Source organism: Streptomyces sp. V3I8 (assembly GCF_030817535.1).
Lineage (GTDB): Bacteria > Actinomycetota > Actinomycetes > Streptomycetales > Streptomycetaceae > Streptomyces.
In genome coordinates, this window is the sequence record NZ_JAUSZL010000002.1 from 4,057,028 (window position 1) to 4,083,987 (window position 26,960).

Sequence of the window (26,960 nt, forward strand, 5' to 3'; positions counted from 1 at the left end):
AGCTTCTTCACGGCGAGCCCGGTGAAGGCGAGGACGCCGACACAGACCAGGACCAGCAGAGCTTCGAAGAAGTACTCAAGCACGGGGTGCTCCTCGGGTGACACGGTGATGGGCGGTACAGAGCCGGTCCCCACTCTAGTGGGGGTGGGGACCGGTGCTCTCTCCGAGGTCCGCCGGTCAGCGCAAGGGTCGGTCCGCGATCGGTCCAAGGCCGGTCCGAGGTCGGTGCGCGGGCGGTGCGCGGGCGGTGCGAGATCAGCCCAGCAGCTGGCTCTGCAGGACCACCGTCTGCTGGAACGGGACCGCCTCCGCGGTGCCCTTGCGGGACTGCACGATCACCGCGACGGTGTCCCCCGCCCCCAGGTACGCCTGCCGGACCTGCTCGGTGCCGTACGGCTTCATCTCGTCGGCGGCCAGCCGCACGACGCCGTCGACCTGGGAGGCCCCCGGGAAGCGCGCGTCGTCGACGACGTCCTCGGTTCCGCGCAGGTCGTACTTCGGGACGTCGAACGAGGTGAGCTCACCGGCGAACAGGGCGTCCACGACGGCGGCCGTGGAGAACTGCAGCAGGTAGACGCGCGCGTGCGTACCGTCCGGCATGGTCCAGCCGCGCGCCGCGATGTGCCGCAGGCCGCGGTCGGTGAGCAGCTGCCCGACGGTCTCGCGGTCGTCCTTCGAGGCGTACTCCGCCAGGAAGGTCTTCTCCGCCAGCCAGCCGTCCTCGCCGCGCAGCTCCGCGTCCGCCTTCGCGCCCTGCGGGGCCGGCAGTACGAGCTTGCGCAGGTCGGCGTAGTGGGTGCCGGTCCTGTTCCCGTCGGCCAGGGGGGCCGGGCTGCCGGCGGGCACCGGCGGCCTGCTGATCGCCGGGTAGTCCCAGCGCCCGTCCGACGCGGTCGCCAGACCGGGTACGTCCGTGCGCTCCATCCGGGTGACGCCGTACGCGGACGCCGCGCCGACCGCCGCGAAGACCACGACGGCGGCGGTCCAGCGCAGGGCGGCGCGCAGCAGCCGCCGGTCCCCCCGGCCGCCCGGCTTCACCTGAGGCGCGGGTGCGGTGACCGGTTCGGTCGGTGCGGGTGCGGTGGTCGGTGCGGTCGGTACGGGTGCTGTGGTCGGTGCGGTCGGTACGGGTGCTGTGGTCGGTGCGGTCGGTACGGGTGCTGTGGTCGGTGCGGTCGGTACGGGTGCTGTGGTCGGTGCGGTCGGGTCGGTCATGGTGTCTCGGTCGGTCATACCGCCTCCCCCGGCTCGGCGATGCGGTCGAGCTGCTCGCGCAGGAGTTCCGCGGCGCCCTTGGTGTTGAGTGGCTTGGCCCCGTACGCGGTCGCGCTCACCATCACGTCGCCCTTGTAGGCGGAGCAGATCATCATGTCGAGCTTCTCGTCGGCGTCCTTCGGCGGCAGGAAGCACCGGGCGTTCTTGTGGCCCTTGATCTCCGGGCCCTCGCGGAAGACGTCCAGAGCGGTCAGGAACTCGTTCTGGAAGGTGGCGGTGTCGCGCACGGTCTTCGCGTCCGTCCGGGACAGCACGATCTCGGCCGTGAAGAGATTGCCGGTGCCGTTGAGGGTGTCGGAGCTGAGGTAGCTGCGCATCGCCATGCCCTTGATCCGCTCCTTGTCGATCTGCTTCTCCAGGCGCAGGCGCTGGGAGCGGGGCAGGTCACGGAGCGACTGCTTGCGCAGCTCGGCGGCCTGACGGCCGCTGAGCTCGGAGTCGGCGCCGAGCTCGTCGATGTCGGGACCGCGTCCGTAGCCGGCACCGTCGGCGTCGAAGTAGCCGTCCGCGGCGGGGGCGTAGGGCACCAGCATGGCGGCGAGTCCCGAGGCCGTTCCCGACTTCGCCTTCGCCTTCGACTTCGTCTCCGCCTTGGGCCGGTCGTCCTGCGCCGCTTTCGGGAAACGCCAGACGGGGGCTCCCGCGTCACGGTCGGCGCCGTCGACGGTCACGGCGGTGAAGCCCACGCCCGCGACGACGGCGGCAAGGAGGGCGCCGCAGGCAGCGACGGCGGCGATGCGGCCGCGTCGTACGGGTTTCTTCGTGGGCTCGGTCCCGGCGGCCTCGCCGGCGGTCTCACCGGCTGTCTCACCGGCGGTCTCACCGGTGGCGACCTCGGCGATCACCTCGGCGGTCTCGTCCGTGGTCACCTCGGCCGGCGCCTCCGCAGGCGCGGGCTCGCCTTGTCCGTCGGGTCCCGGTCTGTCGGGGTTCTCGTTCACAGCCGCCTCATCTGCCGCTCGGCCAAGTCCATGATCTTCTTCTCGGGGATCGGCTTCGTGTCGTAGACCCAGATCTCCATGGCGATGTCGCCGCGCCAGGCGTGCGCCTCCGCCGAGTACATCGGCAGGTAGCCGGGCTCCTGGTCGGGCTCGGTCCGGACGTACGCCATGCCGTCGCCCGTGCCCGGGACGGGCCGGCTGCGGGTGCTGCTCTGCTCCTCGGCCCACCCGTACGCGCTCTCGGCGCGTTTGCCCGCACCGGTGACCTCTTCCTGGCGGTACTGCACGAGCCTGATCTCGACCTCGTAGGTGCTGCCCTCGCGCCATGCGGTGACGGCCGCCCGCCGGAACTCGTCCCCGACGAGGCTGTCGAAGGCCTCGTCGGGCTCGGTGAAGTTGGACGAGTACTCGGCGAGTGACATCCAGTCGCCCTCCTCGTCGGTCGCGAAGGCGCTGTCCCGGGCCCCCTTCGGCCGCTCGACCAGCAGCTTGCGCAGGTCGCCGTCGGCCCGCACCTTCGGGTCCTGCGCGGCCGACAGGGGCTCGGGCCCCGCGCCCTCGGCCTGCGCGACAACCGGCTGCGAGAGCGACGGCAGCGCGGTGGGCCCGCGGTCGGCCTGGACCAGGTATCCGGCACAGGTACCGGCGACCAGTCCGAGCACGGCGGCCGTGGCGATCAGGAGCGCCGTACGCCCCTGCCGGCGCCCCCGTACGGCGGGCACCGCTTCCCCGGCCGGGGCGGCCGGAGGCGCTCCAGGCGTTTCAGGTGTTTCAGACGTTTCAGGCGTTTCAACTACTTCAGGTACTGCAAGCACTTCAGGTACTTCACGTACTTCCAAAACGTCGTCCCCCACAGAACGCGAAGCGCGGATTCCGTATCCGCGCGCACAGGAGACCCATGGCCAACGCTTTGGGTTGCCACGGAGTTGATTACGATTCGGCCATGGCGAAGAAGCTCGTGATCAAGGTGACAGCGGGAGCGGACGCTCCCGAACGCTGTTCGCAGGCCTTCACGGTGGCGGCGGTCGCCGTGGCCAGCGGGGTGGAGGTCTCGCTCTGGCTGACCGGGGAGTCCGCGTGGTTCGCGCTGCCGGGGCGTGCCGCCGAGTTCGAACTGCCGCACGCGGCCCCGCTGCCCAGCCTGCTCGAATCGATCCTGGCCGGAGGGCGCCTCACCCTCTGTACGCAGTGCGCGGCCCGCCGCGACATCTCGGAGAAGGACGTCATCGACGGCGTACGGATCGCCGGCGCGCAGCTCTTCGTGCAGGAGGCGCTCGCGGACGACACCCAGGCGCTCGTCTACTGAGGTACTGAGGGTTGCCGGTTCTCCCTGTCACTGCCGACTGTCACTGCCGGCGGCGCTTCTTGCCGTCCAGTTCGTCCCACCACTCGTCGGAGCGGTCGTCGCCGGAGGGGGCGTCCCACCAGCGGTCGTCGGGGCCGCGGCGGTTGGCGACCATCGCCGCGAGGGGCGGGATCACCATCGCCACGACGCACATGCCCACGGCCACGGGGACCGACCAGAGCCGTACGACCGACCAGGCCAGCACGAACAGTCCGATGCACGTCCCCATCATGGCGAAGTAGACGTGCCGCCTTCGCGCATACATACGTCCAGCGTAGAGCGCCTGCCTGCGGACCGGGCAAGCCGAAGGGCCACACCCCGTACCGGAAAGCGTCCAACCCCCGGGGGTGCGGCCCTTCGGCCGTTCATACGGTGCGAACCGCCGGACGGTTCAGACCGTACGGACGGTTCATGCGGACGGGTCAGACGGCGATGGCCACCTCGGCCAGGCCGCCGGTCTGAGCGACGACCGTGCGGTCCGCCGTGGCGCCCGGAACGAGGGCGCGGACGGTCCAGGTGCCTTCGGCCGCGTAGAAGCGGAACTGTCCGGTCGCCGAGGTCGGGACCTCGGCGGTGAACTCGCCCGTCGAGTCCAGGAGGCGGACGTAGCCCACCACCGGCTCGCCGTCCTTGGTCACCTGACCCTGGATGGTGGTCTCACCGGGCTTGATCGTCGAGGCATCGGGGCCGCCGGCCTTCGCTCCACACATGTTCGTTTCCGTCCTTGAGTCCTTGAGGCCGTGAGGGTTACTTGTTGGCGCCGAGCTCGATCGGCACGCCGACGAGGGAGCCGTACTCGGTCCACGAACCGTCGTAGTTCTTGACGTTCTCGACGCCGAGCAGCTCGTGCAGCACGAACCAGGTCAGCGCGGAGCGCTCACCGATGCGGCACAGCGCGATGGTGTCCTTCGACAGGTCGACCTGCTCGTCCTCGTAGAGCGCCTTGAGCTCGTCGTCGGACTTGAAGGTGCCGTCGTCGTTGGCGTTCTTCGACCACGGGATGTTGCGCGAGGACGGCACGTGGCCGGGGCGCTGCGACTGCTCCTGCGGCAGGTGCGCGGGGGCGAGCAGCTTGCCGGAGAACTCGTCGGGCGAGCGGACGTCGACGATGTTCTGCTGACCGATCGCGGCGACGACGTCGTCACGGAAGGCGCGGATCGCCTTGTTCTGCGGCTTGGCCTTGTACTCGGTCCTCGCGCGGGTCGGGACCTCGTCGACCAGGTCGCGGGAGTCGAGCTCCCACTTCTTGCGGCCGCCGTCGAGGAGCTTGACGCTCTCGTGGCCGTACAGCTTGAAGTACCAGTAGGCGTAGGACGCGAACCAGTTGTTGTTGCCGCCGTAGAGCACGACCAGGGTGTCGTTGCCGATGCCCTTCTCCGACAGGAGCTTCTCGAAGCCCTCCTGGTCGATGAAGTCACGGCGGACCGGGTCCTGGAGGTCCTTGGTCCAGTCGATCCGGATGGCGTTCCTGATGTGGTTCTTGTCGTACGCGGACGTGTCCTCGTCGACCTCGACGACGGCCACGTTCGGGTCGTCCAGGTGTTCCTGGACCCAGTCGGCGTCTACCAGGACGTCACTGCGGCTCATGCTCGTTCTCCTCCGGGGCAGTTACGGCGGGGCGGTGCGTCGGTGCGCAATGCGGGTGCGGCTGCGGATACGCGCTCGGCGGCCGGGACCGCGCGGGCGTATGCGGCGCGGGGGCGGCCCTGACAGGAAGGTCGGGGGCCCGGCTCGCGGAAGGACGGATGGACGGTGCTTCCGCGCTTCCGCTCAGAAAGTGCGACAGAGCATGGCGGCGACGCGGCACAGGTCCACTGCCCGCCGCTTCGTGAGATCCGCCTGGCGCTTCATGGGTCGATCGTAAGGACGGACAGGCGGACATGTCACCGGGGTGTCGCATGCTGAGACGCGATCGTCCGCGATGTGATACGAGGAAGGGGCCCGGCCTGCCGTGGCGGTCCGCGGGCCGTGCGTGACCCCGGTCGCGCCTCTCGCGCATCTGCTGGGCGGACGGGGGCGTCTCGCCTTTCGGACGGATGTGCGGATGCCGGGGGTCCCGCCACCGGGTGGCCGAGCGACCGGCCTACTGGTGGTCGGCTACCCGACGAGGCTGACGTCCGAACCCTTCACGTCGATGTCGACGCCCTTGTCCGCCGCCTTCACCTTGTCGAGCTTGATGCCGCCCGGCAGACCGTCGATCTTCTGCTGGAAGTCGGTGATCAGGCGGACCTTCTCCTCGGCGAGCCGCACGCCCAGGTTGGGGAGGGAGTCGGCCTGCACCTCCACGGTGTCGCCCTTGACCCTGACCGAGCTGAGTACGGAGACCGGCTGGGGAAGCTTCCGGCCGAGCACGGTGGCCTCCACCTCGACCTTGATCTTGCCGTTGCCGCCGTCGGAGAGGCCGACCACCTGGGCGGTGACCCCGGTCGCCACGTCCACGGGTTCGCCCTTGGCCACCTTGAGCAGTTCGGCGTACGAGATCGTGGCCGTGCCGGTGGCCGAGGTGGCCTTCGCGGAGCTGTAGTCGCCGGAGAACGCGACGCCGCGCATATGGGCGGTGAGGTTGCCGATAAGGATCTTGTCGGGCGCGTCGCCGGAGCCCGCGCCGGTCGTGGCGCCGCTCGTGTCGGCCTCGTAGTCCTTGATGCCGACCTCGACCTCGTCCAGTTCGCCGCCGACGACCTGGGTGAGGAAGGGGAAGCCCTTGATCGACACGTCCGGGGTGCTGGCCAGGCCCTCGTTGGTCCGCAGCCTGTCCGCCGCCTCGTCCTCGGCGAAGCCGACGGCCACGCGGTCGGCGATGACGAACAGTCCGCCCAGGACGACGGTCACGATCAGAAGTATTCGCAGTGCTCGCATGGCTTCGTGTTCCCCACCTTCGGTCTTCTGTGCGCGAGGGTAACCCGCGGGTAGGGCCTCCGGCCGGGGGAGGGGGTTGTTGTCGATCACCTGTGACAGGTGGGTGGCCGGTGAAGGCGTTCCCCGGGGGCTGCGCCCCCGGACCCCAGCGTTCGAGGGAAACCCTCAGACCACGACCCGGCCCAAGACATAGACCGCCGGGGCCGCCGCCGCCAACGGGAGCGCCACCCCCGCCGTGAAGTGGACGAACCTCGACGGGTAGTCGTAACTGGCGACCCGGTGGCCGACCAGCGCACAGACCCCCGCCCCGGCACCGAGAAGAGCCCCGCCCGAACCCACTCCGGCCAGCCCGCCGACGGCGATACCGGCCCCCGCCGCCGCGAGCACGGCCACGACCACCGACACCGCCGTCGGCAACGGCAGCGCCCGCGCGAGGACGGCCACCGCGACCGCCACCCCGCCCACGGTCACCGCGTCCGGATCGGCGGCGAGATGCCCCGCCGCGATGATCGCCAGTGCCGCCGAGACGACCGTGGCCATCAGGCCGTACATCCGCTCGTCGGGCTCGGCGTGGCTGCGCAGCTGGAGGACCAGGGTCAGCAGCACCCAGACACCGAGCGTGCCGAGGATCGCGGCGGGCGCGTTCTCCCGGCCGGCCGCGAGGAGGGCCACGTCCGCGACGAGCGCACCCGCGAAGGCGAGCGCGATGCCCTGCCGGGCCGGCCACATCCCGTTCAGCCGGAACCAGCCCGCCGCGGTCACCGCCTGGAGGACCACCAGCGGCACGACCAGCGCGTACTGCCCGACCGCCGCCGCGCCGGCGAGCAGCAGGGCGAGGACGGCCGTCAGCGCGGCCGGCTGTCCGCCGGGCTCAATGATCGGCGAACGTCCCTCGGCGCGGGCCCGTTGCGCGTCGGTGATCCGCGCGTTGCCGGTGACGGTGGCCGGACCGTAGCCGGAGGCGGGGTCAGGGGGAGAGACGGAGGGAGAGGGAGAGGGAGAAGCAGGGGTCGCGAAGACGGGTTCCTGCGCCGGGTGACCCTGCGCCTGGCCGTACGGCTGCTGCTGCGACTGCGGCATCGGCTGCCCCACGACTCCGTACTGCGCGCCATGCGTGCCGTACGACGCCTCGCCCGGGCCCTGCTGCGGCAGGTACGCCGTGTCCACGGCCGGTGTCACCGGTGGCTGGACCCGGGTCTCCCAGGTCTGGCCCTCCCACTGCTGGGTGTACTGCTGCTGCGCGGCGGCCTCGCCGTACTGCTGCTGCCCGGGCCACCCGGACACCGGCGGTTGCTGCTGCTGATGCTGCTGTTGCTGTTGCTGCTGCCGGTACGGGTCGTAGCCCTCGTACGGAACCTCGTACGGGCCGTTGTCCCCGCCCTCACGCGAGCCCTCGTACGAGCCCTCGTACGCGCCTTCATACGGCTGGTTGCTCATGGTCCCGTCACCCTCCTGCGAACGGCGGGAGCACCTCGACCGTGCCGCCCTCGGCCAGCCGTACCGTCTCATGCCCGCGGGTGCCCGCGGGATCGCCGTCGATGAGGAACGAGCATCGCCGCAGCACGCGGGAGAGTTCGCCGGGGTGTCGCTCACGTACGGCGTCGAGTGCCTGCGCGAGGGTCTCCGCCTCGTACGGCTCCTCGGCCACACCTGCGGCGGCCTTGGCGGCGGCCCAGTAACGCACCGTGCCCTTTGCCATCTGGATTCCTCGATCAACGGTGGAAAAACGGGTGACGGACACCGCCAGGCTAGGCCCCGCCGTCAAATTCCGGTGTGCCGGGCGGCCCACTCCCCGATGCGGGACAGCAGTTCGTCGTCGGCCGCGTTCTCGGCGTGGCCCATCCCCCGCTCCAGCCACAGTTCCGCGTGGCCGCCCGACGCGGCGGCCAGCATGCGCGGGTGGTCCACCGGGAAGTAGCCGTCCCGGTCGCCGTGGACGATGAGGAGGGGGGTCGGCGCGATCAGCGGGACCGACTCCACCGGGGAGGACGGGACCGGGTCCCAGTCGCGGTGGTGGATGCGGGTGCGCAGCCCGTAGCGGCCGACCGCGCGGCCCACCGGCCGCGTTACCAGCCAGTGCAGGCGGCGCATAGGGGCCGTACCGCGGTAGTACCAACGGGCGGGGGCGCTGACCGACACCACCGCGTCCGAATGCGCTCCTGTGCGCCCCTCGTGCTCCGCCCCGCTCCGCGGGTGCAGCGCCGCGTGCCGGAGCACCACCGAGCCGCCCATGGAGAACCCGACGGTCGCCACCCGGGTGTGACCGAGCTCTCTCGCCCACTCCACGGCCGCCGCCAGGTCGAGCACCTCGCGGTCGCCGACCGTGGAGCGCCCGCCGGAGGCTCCGTGGCCGCGGAAGGAGAAGGTGACCACGGCCGCGTACTGCGCGAAGGCGGTCGCCGCCCGCCGGACGTGCGGGCGTTCCAGGTCGCCCGTGAAGCCGTGCGCCATGACGACGACGGGGGCCGCGCAGATGTCGGACGTGCCCGCTCGGGGCTGGTACGCGGCGTCGATCGTGACACCGTCGACGGTGCGCAGAAATCTTCGCAGCGCCCCTCCCGGGGCTCCTTCCGGCCACCCTTGTGTACATCTTTTCGCCGTCTCAGGTTCTGGACGAATGAAAGATCGCGTCACATGACCTGCCGGACCGTGGTTCATGTGGGCTATTCTGCTGGGCAGAGGACTCGGGCAGTGAAGCCCCCGGGTCCTTTTGCGCTTTCTGGAGCGTTGTATACGAACGCTGTATACGACGTTGAGCAGTGCCGAAAACGTCCTCGCAGGGACCGAGGAGGAACCAGACGTTATGGGCGAGCGAACCGTGCGTGACCGTATGACGACCCAGGCAGGTGGGGCGCGATGAGCTCTCTGCTGCTCCTTACCAATGCCCTCCAGCCGTCGACGGAGGTGCTCCCCGCCCTCGGCCTGCTGCTGCACAACGTGCGCGTGGCTCCGGCGGAGGGGCCCGCTCTCGTCGACACCCCCGGTGCCGATGTCATCCTCATCGACGGCCGCCGCGACCTCCCGCAGGTCCGCAGCCTCTGTCAGCTGCTGCGCTCCACCGGGCCCGGCTGTCCGCTCGTCCTCGTCGTGACGGAGGGCGGTCTCGCGGCCGTCACCGCCGACTGGGGCATCGACGACGTCCTGCTGGACACGGCGGGTCCGGCCGAGGTCGAGGCCCGGCTGCGGCTGGCCATGGGCCGCCAGCAGATCGTCAACGACGACTCCCCCATGGAGATCCGCAACGGCGACCTCTCCGTGGACGAGGCCACCTACAGCGCCAAGCTCAAGGGCCGGGTCCTCGACCTGACCTTCAAGGAGTTCGAGCTCCTGAAGTACCTCGCCCAGCACCCGGGCCGCGTCTTCACCCGCGCCCAGCTGCTGCAGGAGGTCTGGGGCTACGACTACTTCGGCGGTACTCGGACCGTGGACGTGCACGTACGGCGGCTGCGCGCGAAGCTCGGCCCCGAGCACGAGTCGCTCATCGGGACCGTCCGGAACGTCGGTTATCGATTCGTTACACCGGAGAAGGCGGAGCGGACCCCGGACGAGACGAAGACCAAGGCCGCGCAGCCAAAGCCGGAGGATGCGGACGAGACGGCGCACCTCGACGCCGCCGGCGCCGACGGGGCGGCGGCGAAGGCCCCCGCGAAGGCCCAGGAAGAAGCCGTACGACCCGCCCGGCGGTAGGTCCATCCGCGTAGACTCCGCGCGTGGCCAAGGTGACTCGGGATGACGTGGCGCGACTGGCGGGTACTTCCACCGCCGTCGTCAGCTATGTCATCAACAACGGACCCCGGCCGGTCGCCCCGGCCACGCGCGAGCGTGTCCTCGCCGCGATCAAGGAGCTGAGCTACCGGCCGGACCGCGTCGCCCAGGCCATGGCGTCGCGGCGCACGGACCTCATAGGCCTGATCGTGCCGGACGCGCGCCAGCCCTTCTTCGGGGAGATGGCGCACGCGGTCGAACAGGCCGCGTCCGAGCGCGGGAAGATGGTGCTCGTCGGCAACTCCGACTACGTCGGCGAGCGCGAGGTCCACTATCTGCGGGCCTTCCTCGGTATGCGGGTCTCGGGGCTCATCCTCGTCAGCCACGCGCTGAACGACCTGGCCGCCGCCGAGATCGAGGCGTGGGACGCCCGGGTGGTGCTGCTGCACGAGCGGCCCGAGGCGATCGACGACGTCGCGGTCGTCACGGACGACGTGGGCGGGGCGCAGCTCGCCACGCAGCACCTGCTGGACCACGGCTACGCGTACGTGGCCTGTCTGGGCGGTGTCGCCGAGACCCCGACCGTCGGTGACCCGGTCTCCGACCACGTCGAGGGGTGGCGGCGGGCGATGCACGGGGCGGGGCACCCGACCGAGGGCCGCCTCTTCGAGGCGCTCTACAACCGGTACGACGCGTACCAGGTGGGGCTGCGGCTGCTGGCGGGCCCCGACCGGCCGCCGGCGATCTTCTGCTCCACCGACGACCAGGCGATCGGGGTGCTGCGGGCGGCCCGTGAGCTGCGGATCGACGTGCCGGGCGAGCTGGCCGTCGCCGGGTTCGACGACATCAAGGAAGCGGCGTTGACCGACCCGCCGCTGACCACCATCGCGAGCGACCGGTCCGCGATGGCCCGGGCGGCCGTCGATCTGGTGCTCGACGACGGGCTGCGGGTCGCCGGTGCGCGGCGGGAGCGGTTGAAGCTGTTCCCGTCCTCTCTGGTGGTCCGGCGCAGCTGCGGCTGTTAGGCGCGGGTACGGGTGACCGTGCAGGTGCGGGTGATCGTGCAGGTGTGGGTGACCGTGCGGGTGCGTCGTGGCCGTGCGGGTGCGTCGTGGCCGGTCGCGCGGTTCCCCGCGCCCCTGAAAGCCGGCCCCGCCGAGTGGCGGGGCCGACGCGTGCTCCCGTCAAGCCGGGACAGTCGCCCTAGAACAGCAGGTTGTACTGGTTGAAGCCGGTGCCCAGGCTGGTACGGGCCGCGAACAGGTCCGCGCTCGCCTTGTTCGTGCCCTTGTAGAGCCAGAGCTTGCCCGCCGAGTCACGGGTCATGACGTCGGCGATGCCGTCGCCCGTCACGTCGCCGTTGGAGACGTACGACGTGAAGTTCCAGCCGGTACGGGCCTTGATCCGGGCCGACCAGGGGGTCTTCTCCTTGCCGGTGCCGCGGTAGAGCCACAGGGTGCCGTCCGTGGAGCGGACGAGCAGGTCGGGCCTGCCGTCGCCGGAGAGGTCGCCGTGGCCGAAGACCTTGACGTTCTTCCAGGCGCCGCTGACGACCTTGACCTTGCCGTGGAACTGGCCGTTGCCCCGGCCCGGGTAGAGGTAGACCGAGCCGTCGGCGTCCACCGCGAGCAGGTCCGGGCGGGCGTCGCCCGTCAGGTCGCCGGGGATCGCGTACGACTTGTAGCCGCCCCAGACCGAGCTGATCTGCATCCAGGCCCAGTCGCCGACGGAGTGGTCCAGGTAGCTGCGGTACAGCTTGCCGTCGGTCTTGTCCCGGATGACCAGGTCCTGGTAGTAGTCCCGGTCCAGGTCGGCCTGCAGGGCCCAGGAGGCGTTCTGCCAGCCGTCGCCCTGGTAGGCGCGCTGCGCGAGCGAGGTGCCCTTGCTGCTCTGCCGGAAGAGGCCGCCCGAGGGCGTACGGGCCAGCAGGTCGGCGCGGCCGTCGTACGACAGGTCGGTGTCGTCGACGCGCGGCTGGGCCGCCCAGGCGTACGAGCTCACCTTGGTGAAGACCGGGTAGGCGCCCTTCGCGGTGCAGCCCGCGACGCCCCAGGAGACGATGCCGACGATCTTGCCGCCGGCGACGAGCGGGCCGCCCGAGTCACCGTTGCAGGTGCTGTCGGTCCCCTCGTCGGCGCCGGTGGCGGGCTTTCCCGCGCAGGTCATCGAGCCGGCGATGAAGTAGTCCCCGTCGAGGACCGACGCCATCGCGCTCTTGCAGGTCGCGTCGGCGACCAGCGGCAGGTTCGCCTTCTTCAGCTTCGTCGAGAGGGTGGCGTCCTCGGCCCCCGACGTCAGGCCCCAGCCGTAGACGGTGCCGGTGGTGCCGGCCTTGTAGAGCGCGCTGTCGTCGGACGCGGCCAGGGGCAGGGTCGGCCGGTCGAGCAGCGGGCGGTCCAGGGTGAGGACCGCGATGTCGTTCTGGACGGTGTCGTCGTCGTAGCGCGGGTGGTTCCACTGCCGCAGTACGCCCGCGGGGGTGCCGGTCGCGTAGTCGTCGAGGTCGGTGGTGCCGGCCAGGACCGCGCCGTTGCCCACCCAGTCCAGGCCCGCGACGCAGTGCGCGGCGGTGAGGACCTTGTTCGGGGCGACGAGGGCGCCGCCGCAGAAGTAGCCGTCGCCGGTGGCCGGCTCGTAGTAGCCGAGCTGGACCATCCACGGGGCACCGGCGATGGTGGTCTCGCCGCCGCCGATGATGAACGGCGACTTCGACGGCGAGGCGTCGTCCGGGGTCTCGCCGGTCGCCTTCGCGGCCTCGACGATGCGGTCGCGCAGTTCCCTCTTGGAGGCGACCGGCGCGGCGGGCTGTGCGAGGCCCGCGGCGGGCAGGCCCCCGGCGGGACCGTCGGCCGCGGTGGCCGGCTGGGCCGCGAGGACGCCGGCGCAACTCAGCGCCAGCGCGAGTGCGGCCGCGGGGAACGCCGTGGCCGGACGTCTCCAGCGGCTGCGCGGAGCAGGTATCACTCAGGTCTCCCGAGATGGTGGGGCGTGGTCGCCCACGACGGTGATGTGCGGTCGTCCACGACGGTGACGTGCGGTCGCACATGAGGGTGACGTGCGGTCGCCCACGAGGGCGATGTGTCGTGAACCCACCAAGCCTGCGCCCCGCGAACCTCCTTGCACACGTACTTCACAGCAGACCGACAAGTGTTCGTCCGCCGCTTCCGTCACATCACGGCGCGGCAACCCGCCGTTTCCCCGGTATCACCGGGATCCGGCGCCTTTATATCGGGCATACGAGGTTCTGTCGGGCTTCTCAGGGAGCACTCAGGGAGCTCTCATGGTCGGGCGACAGAGTCTGACCCATGACCGAGAGCTTCCGCCGCAGCGGCGAGTACCCCCAGGGCGACCACCAGCAGTCCACGTACTCAGGACAGCCGTACGAGCAGTCGCACGACCAGACCCACGCCTCCTCCGTGAACCCGGAGTGGCCGCCCCCGCCGGCGTACCGGCCGGACCGGCAGCAGGGCGGCTCCGCTCCCACCGCCCTCCTCACGGAGCCCGTGTCCGCCGCTCCCGCCGCACCCCGCAAGCGCGCCAAGGGGCCGCTGGCGCTGCTGGCCGCCGTCGCGATCGCCGCGGCGGCCGTGGGCGGCGGTACCGCGTACGCCTTCCAGGAGCTGACCGGCAACGACACCGCGGCCGCCGGCAGCGGCACGAGCACCAGCGTCGTGGCCGCGAGCAGGAAGGGCACGGTCGCCGGGGTCGCGGAGGCGGTCAGCCCGAGCATCGTCGAGATCAGCGCGACCTCGAACGCGGGCTCGTCCACCGGTTCCGGCGTGGTCGTCACGACCGGCGGCGAGATCATCACCAACAACCACGTGATCTCCGGCGCCTCGCAGATAAAGGTGCAGCTGCACAACGGCAAGTCGTACACCGCGAGCGTCGTCGGCACCGACAGCAAGAAGGACCTGGCGCTGATCGAGCTGAAGGACGCGCCGTCCGGTCTGACGCCCGCGACGCTCGGCGACTCCGACGCCGTCAAGGTCGGCGACGAGGTCGTGGCGATCGGCTCCCCCGAGGGCCTGACCGGCACGGTCACCAGCGGTATCGTCTCCGCGCTCGACCGGGACGTCACCGTCTCCACCGACGAGAGCCAGGGCCAGCAGCAGCAACAGCAGCAGGGCGGTGGCGGCAGCGACCAGTGGCCGTTCGAGTTCGGCGGGCAGCAGTTCAACGGCGACACCGGCTCGTCCACGACGACGTACAAGGCGCTCCAGACCGACGCATCCCTCAACCCGGGCAACTCCGGCGGCGCGCTGATCGACATGAACGGCAACATCATCGGCATCAACTCCGCGATGTACTCGGCCGCCACGGACTCCTCGTCCTCGTCGAGCGCCGGCAGCGTCGGTCTCGGCTTCGCCATCCCGGTCAACACCGTCAAGGCCGACCTGGCCTCGCTCCGGTCCGGCGGTTCCGACAGCTGAGCGGAATCCCCGCCTCTTCTCCCGACCCCTTCCTCCCTCCCGGTTCTCTTCCTCCCTCCCGACCCGACCCGCCCCGTCCCAGACTCCGGAGGCCGTCATGCTGATCAAGAACGTGTCCCACACCCTCGTGAGCGCCGGTCCCGGCAGTCCCGGCGGCTCCGCCGGCCCGTCCGATCCGGCAGGGTTCGCGCTGGCCCTCGCGGTGGCGTACGAGCTGCACGCACCGGCGCCCCGGGCGCCCGAGCTGGCCGCCGCGCGGGCGCCGCGCGGTACGGCCCGCCGAAGCTCCGCCGCGGCCCGCACCCGCACCCGCCGTACCGCGCGGGGCTGATCCCCCGGGGATCGCGACCGCCCCGACCTCCAGGGCCCGGCGACGCTACGAGAACGGCCCGCGGACGTGCGAGGCTGAAAGCGCCCCGCCCCCATCCCACCGCACCCGAGGAACTGACCGCGATGAGCCCCGCCGAAGGCGACCGTGAACCCCAGCGCATCCTGATCGTCGACGACGAGCCGGCCGTGCGCGAAGCACTCCAGCGCAGCCTCGCCTTCGAGGGATACGGCACCGAGGTCGCCGTCGACGGCGCGGACGCCCTGGAGAAGTCCGTCGCGTACCAGCCCGACCTGGTCGTCCTCGACATCCAGATGCCGCGGATGGACGGCCTGACCGCCGCCCGCCGGATGCGCGGCGCGGGCACCACGACGCCCATCCTCATGCTCACCGCCCGTGACACGGTCGGCGACCGGGTCACCGGGCTCGACGCGGGCGCCGACGACTACCTGGTCAAGCCGTTCGAGCTGGACGAACTGTTCGCCCGCGTACGGGCCCTGCTGCGGCGCAGCTCGTACGCGGCTGCCGCGGTCGGTGCCCCGGCGGACGACGCGCTCACCTTCGGCGACCTGCGCATGGACCTCGCCACCCGCGAGGTCACCCGGGCCGGCCGGCCCGTCGAGCTGACCCGCACCGAGTTCACCCTGCTGGAGATGTTCCTGGCCCATCCGCGCCAGGTCCTCACGCGGGAGCAGATCCTGAAGGCGGTCTGGGGCTTCGACTTCGAGCCGAGCTCCAACTCGCTGGACGTGTACGTGATGTACCTGCGCCGCAAGACGGAGGCGGGCGGCGAGCCGCGCCTCGTCCACACGGTGCGGGGTGTGGGGTACGTGCTGCGGTCGGGCGGGGCGGAGTGAAGAGGGTCGTACGCAGGTTCACCTCGCTGCCGATCCGCTCGCGCCTGGCGCTGCTGGTCGCGGCGGCGGTGGCGTTCGCGGTGGCGGCGGTGTCGGTGTCGGCCTGGTTCATCGTCAGCGGGAAGCTGTACGACGAGGTCGACAACGACCTGCAAGGCGTCAGCAGTCCGATCGACAGGGGCACCATCGCGTCGGTACTGGCCGACTGCGACTCCTCGCCGTCCCGTCAGAACACCTTCGGCCCGCCGTCCGACTACTACCTCCAGCTGGTCAAGGCGGACGGCACGCCGTGCGCCCTGGACAGGTCGGCGGGCGTGGTGGAGGTCACCGGCAGCGACACGGAGGTGGCCGAGAACCCCACCTCCGACACCGAGGTGTACCGCAACGGCACCGACGGCGACGGGAAGCCCGTCCGGGTGCTGACCGTGCCCGTGGTCGTCGCCGGTCCCGGGCAGTCGATGGTCGAGGACACCGCGCTGGTCATCGCGTATCCGCTGAAGAGCACCCAGTCCACGCTCGACGAGCTGGCCCTGCTGCTCCTCGTGGTCTCCGGCATCGGGGTGGTGGGGGCCGGGGTCGCCGGTCTCGCCGTGGCCCGCGCGGCCCTGCGCCCCGTCGACAAGCTCACCGAGGCCGTCGAGCACGTGGCCCGCACCGAGGACCTCTCGGTCCGCATCCCCGTCGAGGACGAGAGCGAGGACGAGATCGCCCGCCTCTCCCGCTCCTTCAACTCGATGACCGCGTCCCTCGCCAACTCCCGCGAGCTGCAGCAACAACTCATCGCCGACGCCGGTCACGAACTGCGCACCCCCCTCACCTCCCTCCGTACGAACATCGAGCTGCTCACCCGCAGCGAGGAGACGGGCCGGCCCATCCCCCCGGCGGACCGCAAGGCGCTGCTCGCGTCGGTGAAGGCGCAGATGACCGAACTGGCCGCGCTGATCGGCGATCTGCAGACGCTGTCGCGGTCGGACGCGGGCACGCCGGCCGACCGCGTGCAGGTGGTGGCGTTGCAGGACATCGTGGAGTCGGCGCTGCGCCGGGCCCGGCTGCGCGGCCCGGAGCTGACGATCACGGCCGACGTGCACCCCTGGTTCGTCCGGGCGGAGCCCACCGCGCTGGAGCGGGCCATCGTCAACATCCTCGACAACGCGGTGAAGTTCAGCCCCGGGGGCGGCGTGATCGACGTCGGCCTGAAGGACGGCGAACTGACCGTACGGGACCACGGTCCCGGTATCCCCGCCGACGAACTCCCGCACGTCTTCGACCGGTTCTGGCGCTCCCCGAGCGCGCGGGCACTGCCCGGCTCGGGCCTGGGCCTGTCCATCGTGGCCCGTACGGTGCAGGAGTCGGGCGGCGAGGTGGCGCTCGGCCCGGCGGAGGGCGGCGGCGCGGTCGCCACGATCCGGCTGCCCGGCGCCCCGACCCCACCACCGTCCTTGGACTAGGCCCCTGGCCCTGCTTCTGGCCCTGGCCTTGACCCTGGTTCTCCTGGTTCCGGCCCTGGTTCTCCTGGTTCTGGTTCTCCTGGTTCCGGCCCTGGTTCTCCTGGTTCTGGTTCTCCTGGTTCTGGTTCTCCTGGTTCCGGCCCTCCGGAAGGGTTCAGCCCGCCTGGGCCCCGGACGGGGTCTGCTTCATACCGTCGACCACGGCCCGCTTGACGACGGCGTTGGTGTAGCTCACCGTGCCGGGCTTCATCAGGGCGTCCACCCCGGTGAGCTGCCGCACCTGGACACTGCGCGCGCCCAGGAAGACATGGCTCTTCCTGTCGAAGATCCATTCCTCGCGCTGGCCGCTGGTCTCGTCCAGCCGGGCCACCGCCACCCCGTGCCGGCCGGTCGCGTCCACCGCGTCGTCGACCACGACGACGCCCGGGATCTTCGCGGCGGTCTCGAACAGCGCCGAGTAGAGCTCCGGCGGCGGGTAGCTCTCGACGAGCAGGTCGCCGATGGTGGTGAACGCCTGCTGGTCGGGCGAGTTCCCCTGCCCCTCGGTCTCCTTGTAGATCTTGGCCAGCAGGGCGTCGGGGTCGGTGGGCAGCTTGGTCAGGTAGTCGTAGGACGGACCGCCGAGGTGCGCCTTCGGGGTGTTGCCCTGCTCGTCGGGCAGGGTCAGGGTCTCGCCCTCCGGGCTGTCGTTGACGGCGGGGTCGATCAGCCAGCCCTTGACGCCGTCGGCGGACTTCCAGATCTGCCGGCGGTGCAGTTCGTGGCCGGCCAGGGTGGTCTTGTCGTCGACGGTCTTCAGGAAACTGTCGGCGGACATGGACTCGATGTAGACGTACTGGCCCGGCTTGACGGTCGGATGCTCGCCCTCCGCCGCGGCCACCGAGATCTGGTCGAGCAACTGGGGCACGCCCTTCGTGGTGGCGGCACCGATGTCGGTGGTCAGGGCGGGACCGGTGGCCACGCCGCCCTCCCGGGCACCGTCGCCGTGACCGCCGTTGGTCACCACGCCCGCGACGACGACCGCGGCCAGGGCGGCGGCCATCGCCGGCAGCATGATCGCGGGCCGCGGCAGCCGGAACCGCCGTGCCGCGGTGTGCTCCTCCCGCCGGGTCTGCTGCTCCTGCTGCACCTGCTGTGCCTGCTCGTGGATCTGGGCCATCAGACGCTCCTTGTGGAACTGGTGACGGCCCGACGGCAGGTCACGCGCCGTACGGGACAGGAGCTGTGACAGGAGTCGTACGTCCTGCTCCCGCTCAGGCCCGGGTTCGGGCCCGAATTCGGACTCGGCAGAGCCCTGCCGGGGCGTGTTCGCGTTCATCGGTTTCCTTCCTGTGCGGGCCGGATCGCTTTTGCGTGATCGCCTCTTGTCTGTCGGACGGGCCGGCGCCCTTCCCGATTCCCGCGATCTTTTTCCGGAGCGACCCCGAGAGTGGCAGGGCCCAACTCCCTTTCTGAGTGCGCTAGTTGCTGTCCGGCGGCGGTCCGCAGCTTCTTGCGGGCCCGGGAGAGCCGGGAGGCGACCGTGCCGACGGGGATGCCGAGCGCCTCCGCAGCGGCCTCGTAGTCCAGCCCCTCCCCCAGGCAGAGCGCGATGACCTCGCGCTCCGGTCTGCGCAGGGTGGCGAGCGCGGTGAGGGCCGTGGCGAGGCGCCGGCGGTCGTCGAGCCGGTCGGCGACCTCGTCGGCGTGGTCGGGCACGGCCGTCCCGGCCGCCGCGGCGGCGCCCGCGGCGCGGCGGTAGCGCCGGTTGCTGCGGAACTGGTTGCGCGCGGTGTTGGTGGCGATGCCCAGCAGCCAGGGCCGCAGGGAACCGCCCTCCGGGTCGACCCGGTCCCGCAGCCGCCAGGCCTCCATGAAAGTCGAGGCCATCACGTCCTCGGCCGTCGACCAGTCCGCGGTCAGCCGGAAGGCGTGGTTGTAGACGGCGCGGGAGTACGAGTCGAAGAGCTCGGCGAAGGCGCGCGGATCCCCGGCCCGTACCCGGGTGCGCAGATGAGTGGTCACCTCTATGAGCTGTACGGCAGCGGGGGTCGCCTTCCCATGACGTGCGTCACACCGTCCGGGCCGGCCCGCGCTCCTTCACCCGCCCACTCGCCCTCGCCCGCTCGCTCATTCACCGGATCGGCCGTCGACACCGCCGTCCACGGGTTCTCCGGTGGGCCCGCTCGCTTCGGGAGTGCTGTCCTCGGGCCCGACGGACCGGCCCGCCCATGTCAGGACCCGCCAGCCGTCGGCGGGGGTGCCGTCGAGGATGACGACGCCGGTGTTGTCCAGCGGGTGGGCGGCCGCGAAGGCCACGTCGATGTTGTCGGCGCGGGCGGCGGCCCACATACGGATGGCGGCGCCGTGGCTGACCATGGCCACCGTCGGTACGCCGCCGGCCGCGGCCTCCGCGACCACGGCGTCGATACGCCGCAGGGCCTCGACGCCGTTCTCGCCGCCGGGCATGCGCAGCTCCACGTCTCCGGCGGACCAGGCGAAGGTGGTGGTCATGTACGTCGTCACGGCGTTCGCGTCGCCGCGCATCTCCAGATCGCCGGCGGTCAGCTCCCGGAGGCCGTCCCGCACGCGGACCTCGAGCCCCGTCCGCTCCGCCAGCGGGGCGGCGGTGAGCTGGGTGCGGATCAGGGTGGAGGCGTAGAGGGCGCCGATCTCCTCACCGGCCAGCGCATCCGGCAGGGCAGCCGCCTGCCGCTGTCCGAGAGGGGTCAGCGCGGGTCCCGGTACGGCCGTGTCCAGCAGGTGCTTGACGTTGGAAGGGGTCTGACCATGACGAATCAGCAGCAGGCGCATCGGTACGGGTCTGTCTCCACGGTGGCGGGGCGGGGGCCTCCACTGTGACACTCGGCGAGCCCCGACGCCTGTTTCCGGACCGACGCCCCGCACGACCGGACCGTCCGGGGTCTCGCCGTCGCGAACGGGGACGAGGCAGGGGATGTCCAGCTCCTGGGGCCTGCACTGCGGGCGCGCCCCGTAGCTCCGCGTCAGGACGTCCTGCCCGTGCTCGTCCGGGTGGCGGCCGGGTGGCGGCCGGGTGGCGGCCGGGAGGTCGTTCTCCGGAGGTTCTCGCCGGCACGGTCGCGTGAACCGGGTCCAGCCTCACGGCAACCTTTCCCCCGCATGCGGCGACCAGCAACTGACCGTCCCCCCACCCCACATGAACGGAAGCCGCCCGTGACTGTGAACCGCAGCAAGACCCGCCTGCGCAGGCGCAGGACCGCCGTGGCCGTCGGCGTGACGCTGGCCCTGGCCGCCTGCACCGCGAGCGGCGCGAGCGCCGCGGAAGCCGATCCGGACGCCGCCGCGGCCACCACCCTCACCGTCGCCAAGGACGGCACCGGAACGTACACGACCGTCCAGGCCGCCGTGAACGCCGTGCCGGCGAACAACGCCTCGCGCGTCGTGATCTCCGTCAAGCCGGGCACGTACCGCGAGCTGGTGAAGGTGCCCTCGAACAAGCCGCACGTGACCATCCAGGGCTCGGGCGGCAGCCGCAAGGACACCGTCATCGTCTACAACAACGCGGCCGGGACGGCGAAGCCCGGCGGCGGTACGTACGGGACCGGCGGCAGCGCCACCGTCGCCGTCGAGGCCGACGACTTCCAGGCCCGTAACCTCACGCTCTCCAACGACTTCGACGAGGGCGCCAACCAGAGCCTCAGCGGCCATCAGGCCGTGGCCCTGCGCACCGCCGCCGACCAGGTCTTCCTCGACGGCGTCATCGTCGAGGGCGACCAGGACACCCTGCTGCTGGACACCGCCGCCAAGGAGAAGCTCGGCCGCGTCTACGTCAGCAACTCCTACGTCCTCGGGAACGTCGACTTCATCTTCGGCCGGGCGACCGCGGTGATCGACAAGTCCGTGATCACCCTGAAGAAGCGCTGGGACGGCTCCTCGGCGGGCTACATCACCGCCGCCAGCACCGCCGCCGACCGCAAGGGCATCCTCATCAACCGCTCGACCGTCAACGGCGACGTGTCCGCCGGGACCTTCTACCTCGGCCGCAACTGGCACGCGGGCGGCGACGCGACCCTCGACCCGCAGGCCACCGTCCGCGACTCCACGCTGAGCGCCGCGATCAGGTCGACCCCCTGGGTGGACATGAGCGGCTTCTCCTGGAAGGACGACCGGTTCGCCGAGTACCGCAACACCGGCCCCGGCTCGGGCGCCGCGAGCACGAACCGTCCCCAGCTGACCGACGCCCAGGCCGCCGGCCAGGAGGTCGCGGACTGGCTGGGCGGCTGGACCCCGGCCGCCTGACGCCGCCGGCGGACGGCCGGCACACCGTCCGGCCGGGGAGCGCGAGCCGAGGGCCGCTCCCCGGCCGGGCACGACCCCCGAAGCCGGGCACGACCCCCGACGGCCTACCGGCTCGGTTGCAGCAGCCCGAGCCGCATGGTCGTCTCCGCGTCAGGAACGTGCGTCGCGTCCGTCGGGAGCGGGCCCGCGAGCCGCGCGTACATGCCTCCGCGGGCCAGCAGCTCCTCGTGCGTGCCCTGTTCCACCAGGCGTCCGCCGTCCACGACCAGGATGCGGTCGGCGTCCGGGGCGAGCGTCAGGTCATGCGTGATCATCACGGTCGTCCGGCCGGACACCAGGCGCCGCAGCGGCTGTACGACCCTGCGTGCGGCGAGCGCGTCGAGGCCGGTCGTCGGTTCGTCGAGCACGAGGACGGGCGCGGCCCGGAGCATCGCGCGGGCGATGGCCACCCGCTGGAGCTGCCCGCCGGAGAGCACGGCCGTGCCGGGCGTGATCAGCGTCTCGTATCCGTCGGGCAGCGTACGGACGAACCCGTGCGCGTCCGCGTCGCGCGCGGCCCGTTCGATCTCCTCGTCCGTCGCGCCCGGCCGTCCGCACGCGATGTTCTCCCGGATCGTTCCGTGCAGGACGAGGGTCTCCTGGGGCAGCAGGGCGACGTTCTCGCGAAGGAACTCCAGCGGTACGTCCGTGAGCGGCACGCCGTCCAGCCGGATCACGCCCGCCGAGGGGTCGTAGAAGCGGGTCAGGAGTGTGGAGAGGGTCGACTTCCCGGCCCCGCTCACCCCGGTGACCAGGACGAACTCTCCCGGCGCCGCCGTGAACGTCACGTCCCGCAGGCAGTCGCGCTCCGCGCCCGGGTAACGGAAGGACGTGCCGTGGAAGGAGACCCGGCCGCGCACCGGCCATGCCCGGACCGGTGCGGCGGGATCGGTGACGGCCGGCTCGGCGTCCAGGATCTCCTGGAGCCGCCGCGCTCCCGCGGTCGCGGCGGTCAGGGTCAGGCCCAGCTGGCCGAGGTCGCGGATCGGAGGGTAGAGGTAGCCGAGGAAGGCGGCGAAGGCGAGCAGCTGGCCCAGGGACATCCGGCCCTGCGCAATCTCCCAGGCACCAAGCCCGATCACGGTGAGGACGCAGAGCGTCTCGACGACCTCGACGAACTGCTCGTACATCTCGCTCGCGCGGGCTCCCCGCACACTGGCCCGCAGCCAGGCGCGCGCCTCGCGGTCGAGGCGCTCCTCCTCCGCGCCGCGCCGGTTGTACGCCTGGGTGAGCACGATGTTGCCGAGGGACTCCTCGACGACCGAGGTGATCGCGCCGTCGGCGGTCCGCTCGTCCTGGGCCGCCGACCTGATGCGGCCGGCGAACCGGCGGGCCGCCACGAGGAAGAGGGGTGCGAGGAGAAAGGTGACGAGAGCGAGGTCCCAGCGGAGCCAGAGAGCGGCGGCCGAGTAGAAGACCGCCGAGAACGCGGCGGACACGGCCCCGACCGCGCCCGAGACCACCATCTGCTCGATGGCCTCGACGTCACCCGTGAGCCGTTCCACCAGGTCGCCCCGGCGGTACCGCTGGAAGAAGTCCGGGGGCAGGTCCTGGACGTGGCGGAAGACGCCCGCGCGCAGCCGCAGCACGAATCTCTCGGCCGTACGGACGGCGAGGGAGTTGCCGAGGTAGCCGACGACCGCGCCGAGCACGGCAACGGCGAGCCAGGCGCCGGCCGGGCCCCAGAAGGCGGAGAGCGAACCGGCCTGCAGCGCGTGGTCGGTGAGTTCCGCGAAGAGGAGGATGGAGGCCGTCTCGGCCAGCGCGGCCGCGATCACGCACGCGATGATCAGCAGCAGCCATCTGCGGTCGCCGCGCGTCAACGGCCAGAAACGCGCGAACGCCTCCTTCACTTCCCGCATGGCGTTCCGTCCCCTTTCCGCGCCCGGTTCTTCCGCGTTTCAATAAGCTCAAGAATTTCAAGAAGTTCAGGAAGTTCAAGAAATGGCCGAGGCGGGGTTCCCGAATCGAATTCGGGAACCCCGCCTCGTGGCGTCGCCTACTTGTTGCCGACCGGGCGGCGGCGCTGCTGCTGCTTGGCGGCACGCTTCGGCGCGGGCTTCGCGGCCTGCTTCTTGGCGGCCGGGGCGGGCTTGCGGGACTTCTTGACGGGGGTGACCTTGTGGAAGCTCATGGGATTTCCTCTTTCCTCTGTTTTCCTCTGCGGGTGATTCCGTTTCGTCGTAAGCCCTGTCAGGCTTCGACATGGAAAACACTACGGGAGCGCAGAGGCAGAAATCGCCATATCCGCTGAGACCTCGATGAATTGCGTCTGAGACGGTTTTCAGACGGGTTCGGGAACCAATTGCCTCTTCACACAGGTCTTATTACGGAAAGGGGGGTGCGCAGGCCTGTTCGGCCGTGCGCACCCCCCTCGGCGACTGCCGGGGACCGGCGGGTTACCGGACGACGGTGATCCGGTTCGCCGCGGGCGGCGCGAGCGGGTTCGTCGCCGACGAGTTGGCCAGCAGGTACTTCTCCAGGGCCGCGAGGTCGTCGTCGCCCACCAGGTCGTCGGTGCCCAGACCCAGCGTGGTGAAGCCGTCACCGCCGCCCGCGAGGAAGCTGTTCGTCGCGACGCGGTAGGTGGCGGCCGGGTCGATCGCGGCGCCGTTCAGCTTGATCGAGTCGGTGACGACACGGTCGGCGCCGCTCTTCGTCAGGTCGAGCGTGTAGGTGAGGCCCGACGAGATCTGCAGCACCTTCGGCGAGGCCGCGTTCACGCCGGTGACCTGCTCCTTGAGCACCTGGACGAGCTGGGCGCCGGTGAAGCTCTGCAGGTTCACGGTGTTGGCGAACGGCTGGACCGTGAAGCCCTCCGCGTACGTCACCACACCGTCGCCCTCGCTGCCCTTGGCCGCGTAGGTCAGGGGCGCCCGGACACCGCCCGGGTTCATCAGCGCGAGGTCGGTCCCTGGGTCCAGCTCCTTGCCGTACGCGAGCTGCGCGTCGGCGATCAGGTCACCGATCGGGGACTCGGTGCCGGCGTTGGAGATGTCACCGGAGATGTACCCGATGGGCTTGTTGCCGATCGGCGCCGCCAGGGTGTTCCACCTGGTGATCAGCTCGGTCATGTCCGGGGCCTTGGCCACGTCACGCGTCACCACGTGGTTCGCCGAGGCGACGGCGGTCCGGGCGATGTCCCCGGTCCGGCGGTCGTACGTCAGCGTCGTGTCGGTGTAGAGCCGCCCGAAGGACGCCGCCGAGGTGACCGTGCGGGGCTTGCCCGACGGGTCGTCGATCGTGCACGCGTACGCGGCGTGCGTGTGGCCGGTGACCAGCGCGTCGACCTTCGGCGTGACGTTCTTCGCGATGTCCACGATGGGGCCGGAGATCCCGTCGCCGCCACCGGGCGAGTCACAGTCGTAGTTGTACGACGAGGAGGCCGGGAGGCCGCCCTCGTGGATCAGCGCGACGACCGACTTGACGCCCTGCTTCTCCAGCTCCTTGGCGTACTTGTTGATCGTCTCGACCTCGTCCTTGAACTTGAGGCCCTTCACCCCCTCGGCGGAGACGACACCCGGGGTGTCCTCCAGCGTGACACCGATGAAGCCGATCTTGACGCCGTTCTTCTTCCACACCCAGTAGGGCTTCAGGACCGGCTTCCTGGTCTTCTCGTCCAGGACGTTCGCCGCGAGGTACGGGAAGTCGGCGCCCTTGAACTTCTTGCCCGCCACGTAACAGCCGTCCGTGGGGTGGCAGCCGCCGTTCTGCAGGCGGCCCAGCTCCTTGGCGCCCTCGTCGAACTCGTGGTTGCCGACGCTCGTCACGTCCAGGTCGAGCTTGTTCAGCGCCTCGATGGTGGGCTCGTCGTGGAAGAGGCCCGAGATCAGCGGGGAGGCGCCGACCATGTCGCCGCCGGCCGCGGTGACCGAGTACGTGTTGCCCTGGCGGGCCTGGCGCAGATGCGTCGCCAGGTACTCGACGCCGCCCGCGTCGATCGTCTTCGTGGTGCCGTCCGGCTGGTTCTCGGTGACGCGGCCGGAGGAACCGGACGGCGGCTCCAGGTTGCCGTGCAGGTCGTTGAACGACAGCAGCTGGACGTCCTGGTAGCGGCCCGGCTGCTGGTGGCCGGGCTTCTTCCCCGCCGGCTCGCCCGCGGACGCGGGAAGCGCCGCGACCAGAGCGCCGGCGGTGGCGACACCCGCGGCCGCCGTGAGGAGGCGGGTGGTGCGGCGTCTGCTTCGGTACGGCTGAGGTGTGGCTGACATGCGCCCCCCTGTGGGTCGGCTGAAATGTGGGCCCCGTCCCGGCGCAGCCTAGAGTCAACGCGCGTAGCGCGACAGGGGGTTCAGGGTTACGGACTGGTTGCCTCCAGGGGTTTTCCGCCATGAACCGGACAGACCGCGCACGGGCCCCGTACCCCTCACGACTCCCCTCGGCGGGCCACTTCGCCATGAACCGGACACGCCGTACCCTCGTACCCATGACCAGCGACGACACCGCACCGGCTGCCCGCAGGCTCTCGGCCTCGCTCGGCCAGGGCGGCACCCCCACGGCCCGCACCATCGACATCCTCGCCACGCCGAGCCCCGAGCAGACCGGGTCCGTGCTCGAACTCCTCGCGGAGGCCGCCCGGGCCGACGGACAGCAGGCGGTGTCCGAACAGGGCCGGCTGCGCCTGCGCGGTGACGCCCGGGCCGGGGTACGGCACCTGCTGCTGAGCGTCCAGGACCAGCTCGTCGGGTACGCCCAGCTGGAGGACACCGACCCCGTCGAAGCGCCGGCCGCCGAACTGGTCGTCCACCCCGCGCACCGCGGCAACGGCCACGGCCGGGCGCTCGGCAACGCGCTGCTCGCCGAGTCCGGCAAACGACTGCGGGTGTGGGCCCACGGCGGGCACCCGGCTGCCCGCCACCTCGCCCAGGTCCTCGGTCTGACGCTGTTCCGCGAACTGCGCCAGATGCGGCGGCCCCTGACCGGCCTCGACCTGCCCGAGCCCACGTTCCCCGACGGGGTGCGAGTGCGGACGTTCGTGCCGGGCGAGGACGACGCCGCCTGGCTCGCCGCGAACGCCGCCGCCTTCGCGCACCACCCCGAGCAGGGATCGCTCACCCAGCGGGACCTCGACGACCGCAAGGCCGAATCGTGGTTCGATCCGGCCGGGTTCTTCCTCGCCTTCCGCGGGGACGAACTGGTCGGGTTCCACTGGACGAAGGTGCACGCGGCCGAGGGACTCGGAGAGGTGTACGTCGTCGGGGTGCGGCCCGGGTCGCAGGGGGGCGGCCTGGGGAAGGCCCTCACCACGGTCGGCCTCCGGCATCTGGCGGAGGCCGGGATGCCGGTGGCGATGCTGTACGTCGATGCGGACAACTTGGCCGCGGTGGCCGTCTACGAGCGGTTGGGGTTCGCGATCCACGAGACGGACCTCATGTATCGCACGGAGTCCTGACGGGGTCCTTACCGGACGGGGACGTACGAGGACGGACGGAGACGGACGGAGACGAGGTCGTGCGGCCCGTTGTGGAGTGCG

General features: G+C 71.3%; 26 protein-coding genes. 9 read left to right on the forward strand and 17 right to left on the reverse strand.

The features are described 5' to 3' along the window. Positions 1–255: 255 nt before the first annotated feature. The 3 genes from QFZ75_RS17825 to QFZ75_RS17835 are packed head-to-tail and all read right to left on the reverse strand — an operon-like array spanning position 256 to position 2,938. On the reverse strand, positions 256–1,233 hold the full coding sequence (locus tag QFZ75_RS17825) for a hypothetical protein (RefSeq protein WP_307538121.1): 978 nt from the start codon (positions 1,231–1,233) through the stop codon (positions 256–258). Continuing rightward, positions 1,230–2,216, reverse strand: coding sequence for a hypothetical protein (locus tag QFZ75_RS17830; RefSeq protein ID WP_307538123.1), 987 nt, complete (start codon positions 2,214–2,216; stop codon positions 1,230–1,232). Before QFZ75_RS17830 ends, QFZ75_RS17825 begins: the two co-directional genes overlap by 4 nt. Continuing rightward, positions 2,213–2,938 (reverse strand): hypothetical protein, encoded by a 726-nt coding sequence (locus QFZ75_RS17835; RefSeq protein WP_307538124.1) that lies wholly within the window; start codon positions 2,936–2,938, stop codon positions 2,213–2,215. Before QFZ75_RS17835 ends, QFZ75_RS17830 begins: the two co-directional genes overlap by 4 nt. A gap of 221 nt (positions 2,939–3,159) precedes the next feature. Here QFZ75_RS17835 and QFZ75_RS17840 point away from each other — a divergent pair, with 221 nt between their 5' ends. Further along, a complete protein-coding gene (locus tag QFZ75_RS17840; protein WP_307538126.1) occupies positions 3,160–3,522 on the forward strand; it encodes a DsrE family protein in 363 nt (120 codons plus the stop codon). Between the two features lie 40 nt (positions 3,523–3,562). Here QFZ75_RS17840 and QFZ75_RS17845 read toward each other — a convergent pair whose 3' ends face one another. The 7 genes from QFZ75_RS17845 to QFZ75_RS17875 form a co-directional block, all read right to left on the reverse strand. After that, the gene (locus tag QFZ75_RS17845; RefSeq protein ID WP_307538128.1) at positions 3,563–3,826 is read right to left on the reverse strand and encodes a DUF3099 domain-containing protein; all 264 of its coding nucleotides are present in this window, start codon (positions 3,824–3,826) and stop codon (positions 3,563–3,565) included. A 157-nt stretch (positions 3,827–3,983) separates the two neighbouring features. Further along, positions 3,984–4,271, reverse strand: coding sequence for a DUF1416 domain-containing protein (locus QFZ75_RS17850; RefSeq protein WP_010985465.1), 288 nt, complete (start codon positions 4,269–4,271; stop codon positions 3,984–3,986). Between the two features lie 37 nt (positions 4,272–4,308). Beyond that, the gene (locus QFZ75_RS17855; RefSeq protein WP_307538131.1) at positions 4,309–5,148 is read right to left on the reverse strand and encodes a sulfurtransferase; all 840 of its coding nucleotides are present in this window, start codon (positions 5,146–5,148) and stop codon (positions 4,309–4,311) included. Between the two features lie 510 nt (positions 5,149–5,658). After that, positions 5,659–6,420, reverse strand: a complete 762-nt coding sequence (locus tag QFZ75_RS17860) for a DUF2993 domain-containing protein (RefSeq protein WP_307538132.1) — start codon at positions 6,418–6,420, stop codon at positions 5,659–5,661. Between the two features lie 165 nt (positions 6,421–6,585). Continuing rightward, positions 6,586–7,857, reverse strand: coding sequence for a hypothetical protein (locus QFZ75_RS17865; protein WP_307538133.1), 1,272 nt, complete (start codon positions 7,855–7,857; stop codon positions 6,586–6,588). Between the two features lie 7 nt (positions 7,858–7,864). Continuing rightward, complete coding sequence (locus QFZ75_RS17870) at positions 7,865–8,119, reverse strand: MoaD/ThiS family protein (RefSeq protein WP_307538134.1); 255 nt, start codon at positions 8,117–8,119, stop codon at positions 7,865–7,867. A gap of 62 nt (positions 8,120–8,181) precedes the next feature. Further along, a complete protein-coding gene (locus QFZ75_RS17875) occupies positions 8,182–9,078 on the reverse strand; it encodes an alpha/beta hydrolase (protein WP_307538136.1) in 897 nt (298 codons plus the stop codon). Between the two features lie 198 nt (positions 9,079–9,276). On the opposite strand from QFZ75_RS17875, the gene QFZ75_RS17880 reads away from it, so the two are divergent. Further along, positions 9,277–10,107: a response regulator transcription factor gene (locus QFZ75_RS17880; protein ID WP_307538138.1), complete on the forward strand. Its 831-nt coding sequence runs from the start codon at positions 9,277–9,279 to the stop codon at positions 10,105–10,107. Between the two features lie 23 nt (positions 10,108–10,130). Then, positions 10,131–11,150, forward strand: coding sequence for a LacI family DNA-binding transcriptional regulator (locus QFZ75_RS17885; RefSeq protein ID WP_307538140.1), 1,020 nt, complete (start codon positions 10,131–10,133; stop codon positions 11,148–11,150). 178 nt (positions 11,151–11,328) lie between these two features. Here QFZ75_RS17885 and QFZ75_RS17890 read toward each other — a convergent pair whose 3' ends face one another. After that, complete coding sequence (locus QFZ75_RS17890; RefSeq protein WP_307538141.1) at positions 11,329–13,089, reverse strand: trypsin-like serine protease; 1,761 nt, start codon at positions 13,087–13,089, stop codon at positions 11,329–11,331. Between the two features lie 341 nt (positions 13,090–13,430). On the opposite strand from QFZ75_RS17890, the gene QFZ75_RS17895 reads away from it, so the two are divergent. The 4 genes from QFZ75_RS17895 (at position 13,431) to QFZ75_RS17910 (ending at position 17,188) form a co-directional block, all read left to right on the forward strand. After that, positions 13,431–14,555, forward strand: a complete 1,125-nt coding sequence (locus QFZ75_RS17895; RefSeq protein WP_307538142.1) for a S1C family serine protease — start codon at positions 13,431–13,433, stop codon at positions 14,553–14,555. Between the two features lie 97 nt (positions 14,556–14,652). Further along, positions 14,653–14,886: a hypothetical protein gene (locus QFZ75_RS17900; RefSeq protein ID WP_307538144.1), complete on the forward strand. Its 234-nt coding sequence runs from the start codon at positions 14,653–14,655 to the stop codon at positions 14,884–14,886. Positions 14,887–15,008: 122 nt separating this feature from the next. Next, entirely contained in the window at positions 15,009–15,740 is a 732-nt protein-coding gene (locus QFZ75_RS17905; RefSeq protein ID WP_307538146.1) for a response regulator transcription factor, read from the forward strand. Next, positions 15,737–17,188 (forward strand): cell wall metabolism sensor histidine kinase WalK, encoded by a 1,452-nt coding sequence (locus tag QFZ75_RS17910; protein WP_307538147.1) that lies wholly within the window; start codon positions 15,737–15,739, stop codon positions 17,186–17,188. Before QFZ75_RS17905 ends, QFZ75_RS17910 begins: the two co-directional genes overlap by 4 nt. A gap of 154 nt (positions 17,189–17,342) precedes the next feature. Here the strand turns inward: QFZ75_RS17910 and QFZ75_RS17915 are convergent, their stop codons facing one another. From QFZ75_RS17915 to QFZ75_RS17925, 3 genes are all read right to left on the reverse strand, one after another. Next, complete coding sequence (locus QFZ75_RS17915) at positions 17,343–18,506, reverse strand: CU044_5270 family protein (RefSeq protein WP_307538148.1); 1,164 nt, start codon at positions 18,504–18,506, stop codon at positions 17,343–17,345. Further along, entirely contained in the window at positions 18,503–19,192 is a 690-nt protein-coding gene (locus tag QFZ75_RS17920; protein WP_307538149.1) for an RNA polymerase sigma factor, read from the reverse strand. Before QFZ75_RS17920 ends, QFZ75_RS17915 begins: the two co-directional genes overlap by 4 nt. 105 nt (positions 19,193–19,297) lie before the next feature. Then, positions 19,298–19,981, reverse strand: coding sequence for a histidine phosphatase family protein (locus QFZ75_RS17925; RefSeq protein ID WP_307538150.1), 684 nt, complete (start codon positions 19,979–19,981; stop codon positions 19,298–19,300). A gap of 387 nt (positions 19,982–20,368) precedes the next feature. On the opposite strand from QFZ75_RS17925, the gene QFZ75_RS17930 reads away from it, so the two are divergent. After that, a complete protein-coding gene (locus QFZ75_RS17930) occupies positions 20,369–21,448 on the forward strand; it encodes a pectinesterase family protein (protein WP_373466049.1) in 1,080 nt (359 codons plus the stop codon). 104 nt (positions 21,449–21,552) lie between these two features. Here QFZ75_RS17930 and QFZ75_RS17935 read toward each other — a convergent pair whose 3' ends face one another. The 3 genes from QFZ75_RS17935 to QFZ75_RS17945 all read right to left on the reverse strand — a co-directional run bounded on the left by QFZ75_RS17935 (position 21,553) and on the right by QFZ75_RS17945 (position 25,698). Continuing rightward, on the reverse strand, positions 21,553–23,349 hold the full coding sequence (locus QFZ75_RS17935; protein ID WP_307538154.1) for an ABC transporter ATP-binding protein: 1,797 nt from the start codon (positions 23,347–23,349) through the stop codon (positions 21,553–21,555). A 137-nt stretch (positions 23,350–23,486) separates the two neighbouring features. After that, positions 23,487–23,621: a hypothetical protein gene (locus tag QFZ75_RS17940; RefSeq protein ID WP_307538157.1), complete on the reverse strand. Its 135-nt coding sequence runs from the start codon at positions 23,619–23,621 to the stop codon at positions 23,487–23,489. 265 nt (positions 23,622–23,886) lie between these two features. Further along, on the reverse strand, positions 23,887–25,698 hold the full coding sequence (locus QFZ75_RS17945) for a bifunctional UDP-sugar hydrolase/5'-nucleotidase (RefSeq protein WP_307538158.1): 1,812 nt from the start codon (positions 25,696–25,698) through the stop codon (positions 23,887–23,889). A gap of 215 nt (positions 25,699–25,913) precedes the next feature. Between QFZ75_RS17945 and mshD the strand changes: the two genes are divergently transcribed. After that, complete coding sequence (gene mshD, locus QFZ75_RS17950) at positions 25,914–26,879, forward strand: mycothiol synthase (protein ID WP_307538160.1); 966 nt, start codon at positions 25,914–25,916, stop codon at positions 26,877–26,879. Positions 26,880–26,960 lie beyond the last annotated feature (81 nt).